General features: G+C 42.1%; 14 protein-coding genes. 8 read left to right on the top strand and 6 right to left on the bottom strand.

Features of this window, described 5'->3' with window-relative positions; all coding sequences use genetic code 11:
* Positions 1–147: 147 nt before the first annotated feature.
* Entirely contained in the window at positions 148–363 is a 216-nt protein-coding gene (locus AAEY94_RS10625; RefSeq protein ID WP_350978751.1) for a hypothetical protein, read from the top strand.
* Positions 364–511: 148 nt separating this feature from the next.
* On the opposite strand, the gene AAEY94_RS10630 is transcribed toward AAEY94_RS10625, so the two are convergent.
* Complete coding sequence (locus AAEY94_RS10630; RefSeq protein WP_350978753.1) at positions 512–1639, bottom strand: zinc-binding dehydrogenase; 1128 nt, start codon at positions 1637–1639, stop codon at positions 512–514.
* Positions 1640–1779: 140 nt separating this feature from the next.
* Positions 1780–2457, bottom strand: coding sequence for a glutathione S-transferase family protein (locus tag AAEY94_RS10635; RefSeq protein ID WP_350978754.1), 678 nt, complete (start codon positions 2455–2457; stop codon positions 1780–1782).
* 221 nt (positions 2458–2678) lie between these two features.
* Between AAEY94_RS10635 and AAEY94_RS10640 the strand changes: the two genes are divergently transcribed.
* From AAEY94_RS10640 to AAEY94_RS10655, 4 genes are all read left to right on the top strand, one after another.
* Positions 2679–3590 carry a LysR family transcriptional regulator gene (locus tag AAEY94_RS10640; RefSeq protein ID WP_350978756.1) on the top strand — a complete coding sequence of 304 codons (912 nt, stop codon included), beginning with the start codon at positions 2679–2681 and terminating at the stop codon, positions 3588–3590.
* Between the two features lie 437 nt (positions 3591–4027).
* Positions 4028–4423 carry a hypothetical protein gene (locus AAEY94_RS10645; RefSeq protein WP_350978758.1) on the top strand — a complete coding sequence of 132 codons (396 nt, stop codon included), beginning with the start codon at positions 4028–4030 and terminating at the stop codon, positions 4421–4423.
* 239 nt (positions 4424–4662) lie between these two features.
* A complete protein-coding gene (locus AAEY94_RS10650; RefSeq protein WP_350978760.1) occupies positions 4663–5670 on the top strand; it encodes an alpha/beta hydrolase family protein in 1008 nt (335 codons plus the stop codon).
* Positions 5671–5815: 145 nt separating this feature from the next.
* Complete coding sequence (locus AAEY94_RS10655) at positions 5816–6676, top strand: hypothetical protein (protein WP_350978762.1); 861 nt, start codon at positions 5816–5818, stop codon at positions 6674–6676.
* Between the two features lie 657 nt (positions 6677–7333).
* Here AAEY94_RS10655 and AAEY94_RS10660 read toward each other — a convergent pair.
* The 4 genes from AAEY94_RS10660 to pdsR form a co-directional block, all read right to left on the bottom strand.
* Positions 7334–7759: a hypothetical protein gene (locus tag AAEY94_RS10660; RefSeq protein WP_350978764.1), complete on the bottom strand. Its 426-nt coding sequence runs from the start codon at positions 7757–7759 to the stop codon at positions 7334–7336.
* A 67-nt stretch (positions 7760–7826) separates the two neighbouring features.
* The gene (locus tag AAEY94_RS10665) at positions 7827–9017 is read right to left on the bottom strand and encodes a cystathionine beta-lyase (protein WP_350978766.1); all 1191 of its coding nucleotides are present in this window, start codon (positions 9015–9017) and stop codon (positions 7827–7829) included.
* Between the two features lie 163 nt (positions 9018–9180).
* A complete protein-coding gene (gene pdsS / locus AAEY94_RS10670) occupies positions 9181–11352 on the bottom strand; it encodes a proteobacterial dedicated sortase system histidine kinase (protein ID WP_350978767.1) in 2172 nt (723 codons plus the stop codon).
* 3 nt (positions 11353–11355) lie between these two features.
* On the bottom strand, positions 11356–12045 hold the full coding sequence (pdsR, locus tag AAEY94_RS10675; RefSeq protein ID WP_011637090.1) for a proteobacterial dedicated sortase system response regulator: 690 nt from the start codon (positions 12043–12045) through the stop codon (positions 11356–11358).
* Between the two features lie 261 nt (positions 12046–12306).
* Here pdsR and pdsO point away from each other — a divergent pair, with 261 nt between their 5' ends.
* From pdsO to AAEY94_RS10690, 3 genes are all read left to right on the top strand, one after another.
* On the top strand, positions 12307–13074 hold the full coding sequence (gene pdsO / locus AAEY94_RS10680) for a sortase-associated OmpA-like protein PdsO (protein WP_182744844.1): 768 nt from the start codon (positions 12307–12309) through the stop codon (positions 13072–13074).
* An 89-nt stretch (positions 13075–13163) separates the two neighbouring features.
* On the top strand, positions 13164–15332 hold the full coding sequence (locus AAEY94_RS10685; RefSeq protein ID WP_350978770.1) for a marine proteobacterial sortase target protein: 2169 nt from the start codon (positions 13164–13166) through the stop codon (positions 15330–15332).
* 14 nt (positions 15333–15346) lie between these two features.
* Positions 15347–15979, top strand: a complete 633-nt coding sequence (locus tag AAEY94_RS10690) for a class GN sortase (protein ID WP_350978772.1) — start codon at positions 15347–15349, stop codon at positions 15977–15979.
* Positions 15980–16019: the final 40 nt, after the last annotated feature.

The raw sequence follows: 16019 nt of genomic DNA on the forward strand, positions 1-16019 counted from the left end.
AGCTAGTTACTGCTTGAAAATATCTAAATTCAACTCTGAACTTGAGAACGTTGAAGAAAATAGCGTGAGCCTGACAGGACGTCAGGCTAGCTTTCGCGGTACAGGATGTACCATCGAAAGCGTTAGCATTTTCGAGTAAGGCCGAAGATGGTTACATACGCTGTCAGAAGCTCGATCAATTTCCGTCGCAATTTTTTCGCTGCTGTTGTTTGGTTAAAAAGCGAAAATGTTGCCGGAACGGCAGGGGTGATCCAAGAGGGGATTGCTGTTGATCCCCTTATGGCCCGTGCAGGGTGGAACCTTGCGATCTTAATTCAAACGAAGTTTGATAAATCGGGTGTGGGCGAAGCGCCACGACGTTAGTGGCCGCAGGCCATAAACAAGATAACATGGCCACCCACGATTGTTGCTATGATGAACAGGCAAATAAAAAGCAGATACTATAATCAGTATCTGCTTTTTATTGCTTTAAAAATCAATCGATTAAGCTGTTATGGTCTTTGAAGGTTAACTACTTTTGCGGTGTAATTAAGTACTTCTCACCAGTAGCATGTTTTGAATAACCCGCTATTGATTTTAATTGTAATACCTCAGCTAATGACACTTCATGGGTGTAGTGGCTAGCAAATGTGGTGGTGATTTCATCTGCAACACGTTTACGCATCGCCATAACCGTTTTAGTGCCTAACTTGGCTAGCGCATTGAATAGTAAGAAGCCATTAACACCCCATGCAAAACCGAAGTTACGATTTAGAGTAATAGGGCCGCGGTCTAATGCGCCATAAATATAAGCTTGCTTGAAAGTGTCAGAACCATAAACGCTGTGTTCTTTCATATCGCGCGATGCAGCCACTTCCATACAGTTAAGAATGTCACTGGTTAATTTACCGCCGCCAATAGGGTCAAACGCAATCGTTGCACCTGTTTCAATAATTGCTGCGGTTAAGTCAGCTAGGAAAGTATCACTGCTTGAGTTAACAACGTATTTTGCGCCCATGTCACGTAATAGCGTTTCTTGTTCCGTTTTACGGACGATGTTAATTAAATCGACGCCATCGGCAATACAAATACGGTTTAACATTTGGCCAAGATTAGACGCAGCTGCTGCATGAATAATGGCTTTATGGCCTTCAGCACGCATTGTTTCGACCATTGCTAATGCTGTAAGCGGATTAACAAAAGAAGATGCACCTTCTTTAGCGGTAGTGCCTTGTTTCAATTCTAGGCAGCTTTGCACATTGGCACAGAGGTACTGACGATACGTTCCACCGCCAATGACAGCAACGGTTTTACCCATTAATGCTTGCGCTGCAGGCGATGAGCCTGCTGCGACAACGGTTCCTGCACCTTCATTACCAACAGGAATGGCTTTACCGACTCGGGTTTTAACCGCTGGCATAAATTTAGCCGGAACATCCGCAATAATAGCGGGGCTTTGTTCAGTGCCTGCTTGTGTCGCAGTAGTCATATCTGCAGCGCTGAACAGAACGGCTAAATCAGACGGATTTAATGGCGCAGCTTCAATGCGAATAACCACTTCATCGGCACCTGGTTGTGGCATGTCGATGTTTTTTAACGCAAGTGTTAATTTATTGTCTTCGCTGATCAATGAAGTCAGTTGGATATTGGTATCTGTCATTGGGATTCTCTCCTGTAAAATAATTAATTCATTGAGCCAATCACTTTATGGTATTGGCTATGTTCTGTTTGTAATTGAATTCAAGCCAAACGTCAGTATTGATTGTTTTTATCGCTAATATCATTTCGTATAAATAAGTGTTATCCAGCGTTCGCCGCTTGGATTTGAGCTTTCACTTTTTGCATAAATTCGGGCATGTTTGCTAGGCGATCGGATTCCACCTGTTGGGCAATAACCGTTTGGCTCATGGCATCGTTCCACTGTTTCATGCCTGGTATTTCAGCCAGTACATCCCAGTTAAGCTGGCTCGAGCCAAACGCGCTGACTATGGTGTTGACGTAATAAACGTAGATATCTGCCATGGTGAATTGTTCGCCGGCAATCCAAGGTGAAAACTGACACAAACGACTTAAACCGGTAATGCCACGGGTTAACACTTGGCGGACCTCAGCGTTAACCGATTCAGGAACTTCGGTGCCTGAAAACGCATAAGGTATAAGTCGTCTGCTTGGCAGTTCAAAATAAAGCTCTGCCATTTTCATAATTTGACGCACAACTGCACGCTCTCCGGCATTTTCAGGGTATAGCGACGTTGCAGGGTAAGTCTCTTCGATAAAGTCGCAAATGACACTCGACTCTGAAATATTCAGTCCTTCAGTCGTTGTGATAGCAGGTACTTTGCCAGCTGGACTGACTTTCAGTAACTCGTCACTACCACCGTAAATAAGGTTTTCTTGAAATGGCAGTTGTTTGTATAGCAGTACATGTTTCACTAGGTTGTAATAGTTGCTAGCTGCAAAACCGTGCAAAGTAATCATAAGTCAGTGTCCATCATTTACGTGAAGGCTGGTGCTACTTGCCGAAAAATGCAATTAACACCTCTGTTTTTAACACGCGGCAACAGGGTTAAGGTTGCAATGTTTAAGTTAACTGTATTATTACCTGTTTCAATTTGGTTATATATAAGGGAAAATGCTAATCACTATTGCTTTTAAGACAACAATAAAGCCAAAGCACTCAGATTTAATGGAGAAGTAAGTTGGATCAACTACGTGCAATGCGGTATTTCAGTAAGGTAGTAGAAACGGGCAGCTTTACCAAAGCGGCGAGTGCGTTTAATGTGCCGCCATCATCCTTGTCTAGACGAGTTGCTGATTTAGAAAAGAGTTTGGGGGCGACCTTGTTAAAGCGTTCGACCCGAATCGTTAAACTAACCGAAGTGGGGCAAATTTATTATAACGATGTACAGCAAATATTGAATCAACTAGCGCAAAGTAATGAAACGGTTCGTAGTTACCAAACAACGCCAATGGGGCGTTTACGGATCAGTTCGATGGTGGGTTTTGGTGAAAAGATATTACTGCCGTTGTTAGATGAATTTAGCGCGTTATACCCTCAAATTATTTTAGATGTCAGTTTAAGTGACGAGTTATCAACACTCGGACGTGACGATGTCGATATTGCTATTCGCGGTGGTTACGCGCCCAATGAGCGCGTGTTAGCAATAAGACTGATGGACAATGGCTTTATTCCTGTGGCGTCACCAAGTTACATAGAGAAACACGGTGTGCCTAACAATGCGATGGAATTAACGCAACATAATGGCCTGTATTTTAAAGCGCCAACAGGGCCAACGCCTTGGTTATGTAATATGAACGGTCAATGGCATGACGTTTCAGGGCCGGCGGTGGCGATTTCAAATAACGGACCCTGGCTGGCGAAAAAGGCTTGTGATGGGGAAGGTATCTTAATGTCAACTCGATGGGCGTTAGCGTCTTATCTTGAGTCTGGTAAATTGCTAGAACTTAAGTTTGAGCATGAGTTAGCTATCACTCAACATTCTGATATGGCGGTTTACTTGCTGTATCAAAAACAGCGCTACTTAGTCCCAAAAGTAAAAGCGGCAGTAGACTTTTTAGTGGAAAGAATAAAAGTAACAAATGATCGTTAGAAAGCGCCATTCTCTTTCGTGGTGCCGTGGAGCTTCATCTCTGATACTTACTTGTTTTTGTCATTATGACTTTCAACGTAAATATTCCCTTTGAAGCAAATTAAATAATCTGTAATGGTCAAGTATTTCTGGAGAGATTTTAAGCCGCTTTTATTCAATATTCCATGCCGCTCATTTCCTACTATTTGGGTGTCAAAGTACTGCAATACGGTCTCCCAAGATTGCTCGGTAAATAAAGCAGAGTTTATTTACTCTTTCAAAATAATGATTAAAGATGGCCAGACCAAGATAAACTATCGTTAGTCTAGAAGGCATGCCTTACTTTTATAGTGTTGGAAGCTATCGCACTTCAAGTTAAAGAAGTGATGTTAATTAATTATAGGTAGGGAGTTGTCCGAGGTTGGATAATAAGCGATTAACTGTAAAAGGAGCTCGTCATGCAGTATAAAAACACTCAGCTTGGAATCGCGATGCTTTCAGTTATGGGAATTGTAACATTAGTGCTTATCTTTGCTTCGGTAACTCAACCTACCGAACCGATCGGATTTGCGTATTTAATTGTAGGTGTGGTTTCAATTCTTTTTTCAGCATTAACAATCAAAGTTGAAGATGGGAAAGTGAAATGGTTTTTTGGTCCAAAATTTTGGAATAAATCAATAAAGATATCTGAAATTGAGTCGACACAAGAGATAAGAACCAAATGGTACTATGGGCTCGGCATTCGATTAATCTCAACTGGATGGTTATATAACGTTTCTGGTTTAACGGCTGTTGAATTAAAACTTAAAGATGGCACAACGGTTTGTCTGGGTACAAACGATCCAGAAAGCTAATAAAGGCTATTAAGCAAAGTAGCTGACTTGTGTTCGTTCATTGCAAGTTTTAACCAACTATTTTCCGCCTTTTACTGTGCTCGTTATGTAGTGGTCACTACAGAACGTACAGCTTCAAAACTGGAATCCAAGTTTAATTTTCATAGACAAAATTAACACTTGAATTCGGGGAGTATGCAGCGATTGGATAGAGTCTATAAATTCAAAATTAGTAATATAGTCATAATATAAGGAAATTTATGAAATATTTAGGGTTGATATTTTTATCAATTATAAGCACGACCCTTAGCGCCAACGAAGTTGATCAAAATGGCAAGATATACAATCAGAGGGATTGTTTCTCAGGACCATTTACCAGTTATGATAATTGGATAAATTTCATGGAGAGAAAATTTTCTAGAAAGATTAAAAATCCCGAGTTATTAAAAAATAAAATGGATGGCTTCAAGAAGCAATTTGATAAGGATGAATTTAATACCTACAGCAACAACCTTTCATGTACTAATTTTACATACAATGTCGACGGGACTGATGTTCTTGGTTTTGTCATCAAACCTAAAGAGTCAACTACTGACCTACCTGTAATAGTTTACAATAGGGGCGGGAATGGTAATTTCGGTGGCGTTGTATTTGGTGCAATGATGAACAATCTTTTTCCTATAGCCAATAAGGGATTTGTGATCGTAGGTAGCCAGTATCGAGGCACATTTGGTTCACCAGATAAAGGTGAACAAGATCAATTTGGTGGTTCTGATGTCCAAGATGTTGTTGAACTAGTGAATCTGATTGGAGAGTTTGAAGGAGCTGATACAAGTAAAATAGGTATGCTTGGAGCTAGTAGAGGTGGCATGCAATCATTTCTTGCTCTAAAACAACTTGATAATATAAAAGCAGTTGCAACGATTGCACTAAATGCCGATCTAAATGCAGATCTAGCAACGCGACCTGAAATGGAAAAAGTATATAAACACCGAATTCCAGATTACAAAGGAAACGAAAACAAAAAACTCGCTGAAAGGTCAGTCATCAATTGGGTGGACAAACTCCCTTCTGGTGTTCCAATTTTATTAATTCATGGCGAAAATGATGATCGAGTCTCTGCTTCTCACTCTAAAACATTTGCAAAAGCACTAAAAGAAACTGAGATTGAGCATAAATTAGTAATTTATGATGATAATCACTTCATTTCATCTAACACCGCAAAAGCTCACAATGAGATTACCAAATGGTTTACAGAAAACATGTAAAATCGCAATGATCAATATGGTGTTAATGGGTAATTCCCCTAAAAATAGGATTTTTATTAATAACTTGCTATTGTTTCACTAGGTTTTAAGGTTCCTTTAATCGCTTATTTTAAAGGTCCGTTTTTATAGAAAATGTGGATAGCAAATGATTGATGCGGTTTGTACTTATGGTGGGCAAAAGCACACTTTTTCAATTTTGAAATTTCAGGCGTTAACTGAAACAGAAATTGAAAAGTTTAGGCAATTTTTACAATGCCCCGAGTGCAAAGGAAAAGCTTACTATCGTAAGAGAAGCTCAGACGGTAAAGCGGCGTGTTTTGGCTCTAGATATCATGTTGCAGAATGCGATGAAGGTCATTTTTCAACTCAACGAGACCGAGAGACTCGGCATAGCGTAGAAGTGAATAAAGTCATTTCAGATGCTGATATTATTAGCATTGATTTCATGTTATCAAACACCAAAAAGCCAGTTACAGAGGTGCAAACTGTTGCCTCTACATCAAGCCTCACCTCAAGCAGCCTCCCAAAAATCGATAATGCCAGTCGTAAACACAATGGCAACAATGAACAAACCAAGGTCAAAGTGCTAGGGCTGGAGAAAATACTCAATAGTCTAATGCGTGGTAGCGACTTAGCTGAGTCGAGTACTTTGATTGAGCTTGATACGGGTTATAAATTCAAAGCGAAGAATTTATTTGTTAACTTTGCCGAGGCTGAGCCAAGCGATAATGCTAAACAGGCAAAGCCTAAAATGTACTGGGGTACGATTTCGCATCTAGACAAAGAACTTGATTGGTTAAATCCATCTGATTGTACTGATGTTGGCATTCCTATCTCTAAATTTAAATCGGCAATATTAGAACGTTTCAATGTATCGGAAGGGCGTCAGTTAGAAGGTGCGGGGATTATTTTGTTTGGAAAATGTTTTTGGAACTCAAAGAAGACACGCAAGATAATTGAACTGTGGAATGCAGACAGAATTTTCATATCAGTACTTGAAGACTAATCTGTAATAAGCCGTTTAGCCATTAAAGGCATACAGACTTATATCACAATATGTTGTTTACAAAATTGAAGCAGTCTTTTGATAAATGGCATGTTTGGTTTTACAGTCGTGTTTGCCGCACTTTTGCTATTGGATTGACCTTTGAGTCGATCTTCTCTTATTTTACGCCGATTATCGGCACGGTTCGCGACTTCAGCGAACTGTTGTCGTTGTGCCAATGTCATGCTTGCCATAAAGCTCCGAAAGGGAACTTTGGGCGTGGCAGCGGCTAGGTTAGTTTTTGGTGTGCTACACATAGTTAAACTCTAGTTGGCAAATACTGGAGTACTTAATAAGACCGACAAGAGTGAGATAACATTTCATTTGTGGCGTAATTTACATTTTGCGGGCGATATCATCACATAAGTACGCTCAGATATTTATCACTTCTATAATTCCCTAAAGTATGTTTTGAGCAACTGTTTTGCTAAATGATTGCTAATAGTTTTGGCAACTATTGACTAAACGTTTGGTAAACTGCTTAGTCTTTGTTTTTATAGCTATTATTGATAACAAAAAGCCCTGAGACGATGACGACTCAAGGCTTAGATTGATGGCAATGTTGACTAGCAAGATATGCTCACCTTGCTTTTGTTTAGCGCTCAAATTCGGATTCTGTTAAATACGTGCCATACGTTTAAGCAGTAACAACCACAATATAGGTAGCAGTAAGATATAGAAAAATAGCACTTTTGCACCGATATCACCGTAGAACAAGGTGTTGTTTACAAACCTCACAATACCCATAGGATCCCATGGCATGTAATGGATATTACCGTGTAATAACATGGCGCCTAAAATCATAATGGTAATGGCAATCCATTGTCTTGCGGGCTCGTAACTTCTCACTAGAAACGCAGGGATTAACGCGGCTAAGCTGATACCAACAAAGTTCTGTGCAAGGTGAGCCAGTATTGGATATTCACTGCTATTAAACCACCACAATAAGTTACCAGCAGCAGACTGGCCAATTGCCACGATAGTTAATGCATAATAGCCAATGCTAATGCACAGGCTGAGTATGACTAATTTGATGATATTCATTTATTCCCTTATTGTTTGAACATTCCATTAACGTTTTTTGCAAAACGTTTCAGCAGCTGAGTAGAGGCTACTTTTGTAGTATTGCATTATATCGGCTAAATGCCGCATCGAGATCGGCAATTAAATCGTCGGCATCTTCAAGTCCAATGTGTAAGCGTATTAATGGTTTGCTGCTGTCCCATTGAGTAGCGGTACGGATATTGCTAATACCGAATACCCCTAAAATTAAGCTTTCGAAACCGCCCCATGAAAAGCCCATTTTAAAATGGTCCATGTTTTCAACAAAAGCAGTGACTGACGCTAAGTCGCCTTGCTTGAGTACAAACGAGAACAAACCATTACCGCCGCTAAAGTCGCGTTTAAAAAACTCGTGACCAGGGCAAGTATCGAACGCCGGATGACGGACATGATCCACTTCTGCACGAGTCGCCAACCAATTAGCCACTTTTAAGGCATTTTTATTATGCTGTGCCATACGAACCCCTAAGGTACGTAAGCCTCGCGCGGCTAAATACACGTCATCAGGCGAGGTGGTTTGGCCCATTAAGTAACTATTTTCGCGCAGTTGTTCCCAATGTTGTTCATTGGCAGTGGCGGTACCCATCATGACATCTGAATGGCCGACAATGTATTTGGTGGCAGCTTGAATAGAGATGTCGACCCCCATATCAAATGGGCGAGAATTAATCGGTGAAGCCCAGGTATTATCTAGCATTACAATGACATCATGTTCGTGAGCGATACGGCAAAGCGATGGTACATCCTGCACTTCCATGGTGATAGAACCTGGTGATTCTAAAAATAATACCTTGGTGTTAGGACGAATTAACTCACGAATGCCTGCGCCAATCATTGGGTCGTAATAGGTGGTTTCGATACCAAAGCCCGCGAGCATTTTATTGCATAAATCGCGGGTTGGTTCATAGGCGGTGTCGACCATTAATAAATGGTCGCCACTTTTTAAAAATGATAACAAAGCGCTGCTGATCGCGCCCGCACCAGAAGGGTATAACGCCGTGCCAGCGCCACCTTCAAGTTCGCATATGGCTTGTTGAAATGAAAAATGGGTTGGGGTGCCGCGACGACCGTAAAACATTTCACCGTTGGTTTTGTTTTTAATCGCAAAACGCATCTCATCCATGGTGTCGAACACCACGGTAGAGGCTCTAAATACTGGTGGATTAATAATGCCTTTAGTGAACTTTTTTTCGCGGCCAACGCTAACAATTTGGGTGGCCAGTTTATCGTCTTTGCTCATGTTGTTATTTCCATTATGTGTAGAGTCCACGGTTTATGTTTTAGCTAATGTTATTAGCAAAATATCAATGACATGGATAAATGCGCTACGGTGAATGATCTACTGATGTTCATCATCCTAGCACCAACAAACCTAAATAAAAGCGCCTAAATGCTGTGGTTGACTATTTTTCATCACTCAAGGGTAACGTCAGGCATATTTCAACCCCTTCAATGTCGTTCTCTATTATGTTGGTTGCTTTAATGCTGCCATGGTGAAAGTCGGTAACTAATCGGGCAATGTATAAGCCTAAACCAAGATGAGGCTTACCATTAATACCTTGAGGCCTGATAGACACCATAGATTCAAAAATTTGGCTGTTCATGTCTTTTGGCAGTAAAGGACCAATGTTACTGACTTTTAATATTGCCTGTTTATGATATTGGGTCAGGCTGACGGTGATGGCGCTGTCGGGCTGATGAAATTCAATGGCGTTGTTGATCAGTTTATCCATTAATTGGGCGATGTATTCCGGTACACCGTCGCAAGACATGGCTTTATCTTCAATGTGGATGCTAAAGAGCTGGTCTGGATAAGTCATTTGATAGCCTTGCATACAACCGCTAATCACTTTCTTTAATGAAAAACGACAGCTTTCAGCTTGGGTTAAACTGGCTTCCAAGCGAGTTGCTTCGCTTAAGTTATTTAAAATAAGGTGTAGGCGGCTGACACCTTCTTGGGCACGGCTAACATATTTTTGTGATTGCTCGTCCAGTTGTTGCAAGCCTAAGTGTTCAAGTGAGCTGCGCACCACGGCAACAGGGGTTCGAAGTTCGTGCGATAAACGCGACGACATGTTTTCTAAATAATGAGTGTATTGCCCAAGGCGGCTGACAATACTTGAAAAGCTGCGTGACAAATCACCGATTTCATCTCGGTTTTTTGATGCCACAATCTGCTGTCTTACTCGGCCCTGGCTGTCGATGGCGAGTTCAGCCTGATCACGTAAACGGCGAATGCGGCTTGAAATACTCGAGGCAAAAATAAACAAGGCTAATGTGCCCATGCTCATAATAGTTAATATGACGTTAAACAGTTTTTCCAGGGCGCGGTTACGCAGGCTGCGAATGCCGTGAGTGGTTTCTTCTGCAATAACTACCCCCATGACTTTATCGTCAATCCATATAGGGCTTGCTGCGGCTAATACTACGGCTTTGTTGTCTGGGGTTAAGCGCCATGTAGAGCCTTGTTTGCCGCTTAAGGCTTTTTCAATATGGCTGCCAGTGAGTTCAGTTGAATCTTGCAGTGAATCGATAAAGTCTTGTGGCGGTCGAGTTAATATTTTGTAGTATAACGGCAGAATATATTGCTGCTTAAAGTGCAGCCAAAACGACTCAGGTTGATTGACCTCGATATCATCTGCCCAGGTGTTGGACGATGAACGAATATCACCTGATTTTGCCAGCACGCGGCCATGATTATCGACGACCCAAATACGTGAGCTGTTGTGGCTCATGCCTTTAATGATATTTTCAATTTCAGGCGAGGGCACTAACACCGTGCCTAAACTGGCTACTGAATCTGTGGCTGAGGTACCAATAACATTCACTAATTGACGTGTTTTTGTATCGTTTACATTATGAATCGCAAAACCTAATTTACTGCCTACCATTTCAAGTGGCAGTCTAAATTCAATATTGTATCCCTTGTCTGTTTTTAACCACTGGCCTTGAATACGTGACTCGGGGGTAACGGGCATTGATTGGCTGGGGTCGGCGGGTAATTCAAACGCACTAAGCCAACCACTTTTAGTATTGGCAATAATATAACGCCTGAACTGGCCGTCTGGTGATTGAGTCGCCATGACTAAGTGATCGTTTCTATCAATGCGTAAGCTTTTACGGTTACGGAAAATCAGGTTCGGGTCATTGACGTTGAAAAATCCGTATAAATAGCCGCCGTATTTGCCCACCATATGGCTAAAGCTAATATCGATTGGCTCAGTTTCGCTGCGCTGATAAATAACATGTTTGTTTGAATAGTTGAGGGTGCGATGTTGGTATAAGTCCCAGTCACTCAGTTTACCGTCGAGTTGAATGGGCCCAGCTAACGGGTAGGCGTATAAGTCGCGGCCTTTTTCAACTTGGTTTAAAAAGCTGGCTTGGTTATCAAATAATTTTGGTCGCTCATGTAGCGCCGTAGCAAGCGCTTGAGTGGTGCCTTCAAGGGTTTTTTCTTGGCCATAACGCAGGTACTTTTCCATTTCCCACACGTATTCATACCCAAGCCATGGTAGGCAGAGTAAAAACAGCGACAAAATGACGACCTTGGCACGCAGCCCTATCGGTAAATTCATCTGTTAGATATTGTCCCAGCGGTAGCCCATGCCATAAACGGTATCGATACAGTCAAACTCAGCGTCGATAACGATAAACTTTTTCCTAATGCGCTTAACGTGCGAGGTGATTGTGCTGTCGTCGACGTAAATTTTAGCTTCTTGCATTAAATCCTGACGGCTACGCACATGTCCTGGATGTTTGGCCATGGCATGAACCATCCAAAACTCGGTCACGGTCAGTTCAATGGGTTGCGATTTCCAATATACCTGAATGCGATTGCCATCGATGGTGAGGTGGCCGCGCTCAAGTAAGTTGTCTTCTATTGGGCTTGAACCGATTAATTCTGAACGGCGAAACAGGGCGGCAATACGGGCCATTAAATGGGGGAAACTGACTTCTTTTGTTAAATAATCATCGGCCCCTAAACGCAGACCACACACGGTGTCAAAGTCACTGTCGCGTGCAGTTAAAAAGATGATTGGTAGGCTGCTCGACATTGCACGCAGTGCCTGGCATAGGGTAAAGCCGCCGTCTATTTCATGCTCTAAACCAATATCAATAATGGCTAGGTCTGGTAAGCGGGCATTAAAGGCGAGCATGGCTGCGGGGCGATTTGCATAGGCTTGAACACTATACCCTTGCTGTTGCAGGACATCTTTGTAGTTTTCGCGGATAGCGGCTTCGTCTTCAACAATGGCAATTCGTTTCATGGGATGATTTCAATTAATAGGCTGATAATTAGATACAGTACTGACTATACAGGATTTTATGGTCCAAAAAAGCCGTTGACGGCAATTGCCATATTGTTGCCACATTTGATCGCCACATTGCCATTTTTGCTCCCCAATAAAGCCACCTATGAGGTGTTTAATAGCGACATAGAGTTAATCAGCAACGCATTAACTCATGTATTGATGATAACCATCATTTTTTAAACAACCACTTTAAACAACCGCTAAAAGGGATTCTTTATGAAAAAGCAACTTATTGCCGCAACAATTATTTCTACCATGATGATTTCAAACGTCAGTTGGGCAAATGACAATGACCATGGCATGAGCGAAGAGCGCGAACACACAGAAGAGCTAGTGGGTTTGAGCTCTGGGATTTTACTCGGTGCTGTTATCGGCGGCCCAGTGGGTGCCATTATTGGTGCATTTACCGGTACGTTTATTGGTAAGTCGGTTGGCGATGAAGCAGAACTCAGCGTCCAGAAACAACAATTAGTGCAGCAAGAACAAAAATTAACGCAAACTAACGAGCAATTAATGGCATTGAGCACTAAGCAGCAGTCGTTGGAGCAAGTGTCGGAGAAATATTATCAATTACAGTCTAACTTGGCTGAACAAAAAGCGAATCAACAACAAACGCTTAATGAGTTAACCATTGGAATGAATGTGCAGTTTAAAACCGGTTCGAGCCATATTGAGCCGTTATTTGAACAACAATTAGATAATGTGGCTTACATGATGAGCTTGTCACCAGAATTGACCATTGATTTAACCGGTTATGCCGACCGCCGTGGCGATAATGATTTCAACCAAGCCTTGTCTGAACAGCGTTTAGCTGAAGTGACACAATACTTAGTTACCCAAGGCATTGCCCGCGAGCGTTTGCATGGACAGGCTTATGGTTCAACGTTGCCAATGCACCAGGAACAAAATTTTGAAAACGACTTTTTTGATCGTCGGGTGACGCTCAAGTTATTAGCCCCAGGTGCTGAACTTGCTGCTAACTAAATTTACACGTCGATTTTCCTTTTTGTTTTGAATATTACCCATCTAGGCGCAAACATTGATGTTGTAGCCTAAATGGGTGAGGAGCTAGTATGCGCCCGTTGTTTTTAATCTCACATTTGTCTATTAAACCTGTTTGTAAATCGCTGTGTTTTGGTTTGTTGTTTGTCATTTATGCCAGTATTACAACGGCATTTGCATCACCGTCTGGGTATCAAGATGACGATATCACTCAAGGAACATTAGAGTACTTTCAACAAAATCAAGTGATACAAGCTTTTGCGCTAGATACACAAGTGAGCATGGATGTGTCGGGATTACTCAATCGGGTCACCGTTAAGCAAGTGTTTATCAATGATTCTGATCAATGGGTGAATGGGCGATACCTATTTCCGTTACCTGAAACTGCAGCTGTCGATAGCATGCAGTTACGCATTGGCGACAAAGTCATAGCAGGACAAATACAACCTAAAAAACAAGCATTACAGACTTTTGAAACTGCCAAGAAACAAGGTAAACAAGCGAGTTTGTTACAGCAACAACGACGCAATTTGTTTACCTCAGATGTGGCCAATTTAGGACCACACGAGCAACTCGTGGTAGAAATTAGTTATCAACAAAAGGTTGAGTATCGTGATGGGCTGTTTAGTTTACGTTTTCCATTAGCGATAACACCGCGTTATAACCCGCAAGCAGATCGCACTACCGAGCAGCCGCCATTGGCCATGCCATCGAGCGCTAATACGGCGATGTCTGTTAAACACGTCAGGCCGGAACTAAATGTGAAGATGCAGGTGAACATTGATGCCGGTTTTGAACTAACGTCATTAAACAGTCTTTATCATCCGATTAAACAGTCTATTGCCGGTAATCATTACAGTGTTAACTTTGACGGCAAGCAAATTGCTGACCGTGATTTTGTGCTGCAATGGCAAGCTAATGTAGGGGCAGTACCACAAGCAGCGACGTTTTATCAAACCGGTAAAACCCATGTAGCTGACAATAGCGATGAGCGTTCAGAAACAGCACAAAGACAACCTAATCCGGTTGATAACAATATGTACTCGCTAGTGATGTTAATGCCGCCGAGTGTGGAAGTAAGCGAGCAACACCTTATTGCCAGAGAACTGATTTTAGTTATCGATACGTCTGGTTCTATGTCTGGCCAGTCTATTACTCAAGCCAAGCAAGCATTACAGTTCGCACTAGCGGGACTACGTGACATCGACAGCTTTAATATTATTGAATTTAATAGTGACGTAACAATGTTATCTGCCACGCCATTGTCGGCTAATAGCCGTAATATTTGTAAAGCAAACCGATTTATTCAGTCATTAGATGCTGATGGCGGCACCGAAATGCGCAGTGCATTACAAACTGCGCTGGTGGACAGCGTACAGCAAGATTCAGATCAAACCGATGCTCACAGCGAAATGTTACGCCAAGTGATTTTTATGACCGACGGTGCCGTTGGCAACGAACATGAGTTGTATCAGCTTATTAATGATCAATTGGGTGACAGCCGATTATTCACGGTCGGTATTGGCTCTGCACCGAACTCCGATTTTATGCGCCGAGCGGCAACAATGGGGCGAGGAACATTTACCTATATTGGCAATGAGTCTGAAGTGCAGCAAAAAATTGAACAATTACTTAATAAAATTGAGCAACCCGTGCTGACCAATATTGGCTTGTATTATCTTGATGGCAGTGTCCCGGATTATTGGCCGACCACCATTAGCGATTTATACCAAAATGAACCCCTTTGGGTAAGCATTAAATCGGCGTCACACCAACAACAGCCCATCATAGTGTCTGGCAATATTAATGGTCAATATTGGCAACAACAACTTGATTTTGAAGAGAACCAAGCAGCTAAGGGGATTGATTTGTTATGGGCAAATGCGCAAATAACATCACTTGAGCTTTACAAAGACAATGCCAGCCGCGACCGCGTCAATAAGCAAGTAGAAGCATTAGGCTTGTTGTATCACTTAGTGACCAGTCAGACCAGTTTAGTTGCGGTGGATGTGACACCGGTTAACCCATTAATTGATAGCCCTATAGATGTGCAGTTACAGCCGCATATGCCCCATGGATTAAATGCTGCTCAGTCGTCGCAAGTATTGCCACAAACCGGTACCGCTAGTCGATTATGGTTATTAATTGGTTTTAGTTTGCTTGGCTTAGGATTGTTGCACTATTTATGGTTAAGGCAGCGCTTACCAGGCCAATTGTTAGTGATTGAATCACATGATTAAACAGGAGCGGAAATATGCAGCGAACAATATCACCGACCAAGCATTGGATTGCGATTGTGCTTCTAAGCGTACTGGGATGTGCATTATTATTACAGGGAGGTTATATGCAAGCTAAAGCCCATTTTGCCCAGTTTTTAATTGAACGGGCTTTTGAAAAAACCTTGGCAGATAGCCAACCACATAAACCCTGGTCTTGGGCAGACACTCATCCGGTGGCTAAGATGCGTGTGTTGCAACAACACAATGATAGCCTGCAACCTTTAGGCAGTGACTTGTACGTATTAGCGGGGGCCTCTGGGCGTAATTTAGCCTTTGGGCCTGGATTGATGTTAGCGGGGGCGGCGTTGGGTGAGCAGGGCAATATGATTATTGCCGGCCATCGAGACAGTCATTTTATGCGTTTACAATACGTTAAGGTTGGCGACATGATTGAGCTTTATAGTACTGCAGGTGAGCGAGTGTTATATCAAATTACTACCACGCATGTGGTGCATGAAACCGACTTAGATGTGCTGGCTCCCACAGCAGAAAGTCATTTAACCTTGATAACCTGTTATCCGTTTGACCAACTGAGTGGCAATGCCGAATATCGCTATATTGTTGAAGCTAAACCCATCGATACAAAACCGCGATACAGTGTGAGTTAGCTATTTATGGCCACTCGTCTTAATTGCAATAAAAAAGCAG

Source organism: Shewanella sp. AC34-MNA-CIBAN-0136, from assembly GCF_040309945.1.
Taxonomy (GTDB): Bacteria; Pseudomonadota; Gammaproteobacteria; order Enterobacterales; family Shewanellaceae; genus Shewanella.

Bases quoted from the DNA above. Each gene is read 5' to 3' on its own strand.
- AAEY94_RS10660 (WP_350978764.1), bottom strand. From the start codon at position 7,759: ATGAATATCATCAAATTAGTCATACTCAGCCTGTGCATTAGCATTGGC.
- AAEY94_RS10690 (WP_350978772.1), top strand. From the start codon at position 15,347: ATGCAGCGAACAATATCACCGACCAAGCATTGGATTGCGATTGTGCTT.
- pdsO (WP_182744844.1), top strand. From the start codon at position 12,307: ATGAAAAAGCAACTTATTGCCGCAACAATTATTTCTACCATGATGATT.
- AAEY94_RS10650 (WP_350978760.1), top strand. From the start codon at position 4,663: ATGAAATATTTAGGGTTGATATTTTTATCAATTATAAGCACGACCCTT.
- AAEY94_RS10635 (WP_350978754.1), bottom strand. From the start codon at position 2,457: ATGATTACTTTGCACGGTTTTGCAGCTAGCAACTATTACAACCTAGTG.
- pdsS (WP_350978767.1), bottom strand. From the start codon at position 11,352: ATGAATTTACCGATAGGGCTGCGTGCCAAGGTCGTCATTTTGTCGCTG.
- AAEY94_RS10645 (WP_350978758.1), top strand. From the start codon at position 4,028: ATGCAGTATAAAAACACTCAGCTTGGAATCGCGATGCTTTCAGTTATG.
- AAEY94_RS10665 (WP_350978766.1), bottom strand. From the start codon at position 9,017: ATGAGCAAAGACGATAAACTGGCCACCCAAATTGTTAGCGTTGGCCGC.
- AAEY94_RS10630 (WP_350978753.1), bottom strand. From the start codon at position 1,639: ATGACAGATACCAATATCCAACTGACTTCATTGATCAGCGAAGACAAT.
- AAEY94_RS10625 (WP_350978751.1), top strand. From the start codon at position 148: ATGGTTACATACGCTGTCAGAAGCTCGATCAATTTCCGTCGCAATTTT.
- AAEY94_RS10685 (WP_350978770.1), top strand. From the start codon at position 13,164: ATGCGCCCGTTGTTTTTAATCTCACATTTGTCTATTAAACCTGTTTGT.
- pdsR (WP_011637090.1), bottom strand. From the start codon at position 12,045: ATGAAACGAATTGCCATTGTTGAAGACGAAGCCGCTATCCGCGAAAAC.
- AAEY94_RS10655 (WP_350978762.1), top strand. From the start codon at position 5,816: ATGATTGATGCGGTTTGTACTTATGGTGGGCAAAAGCACACTTTTTCA.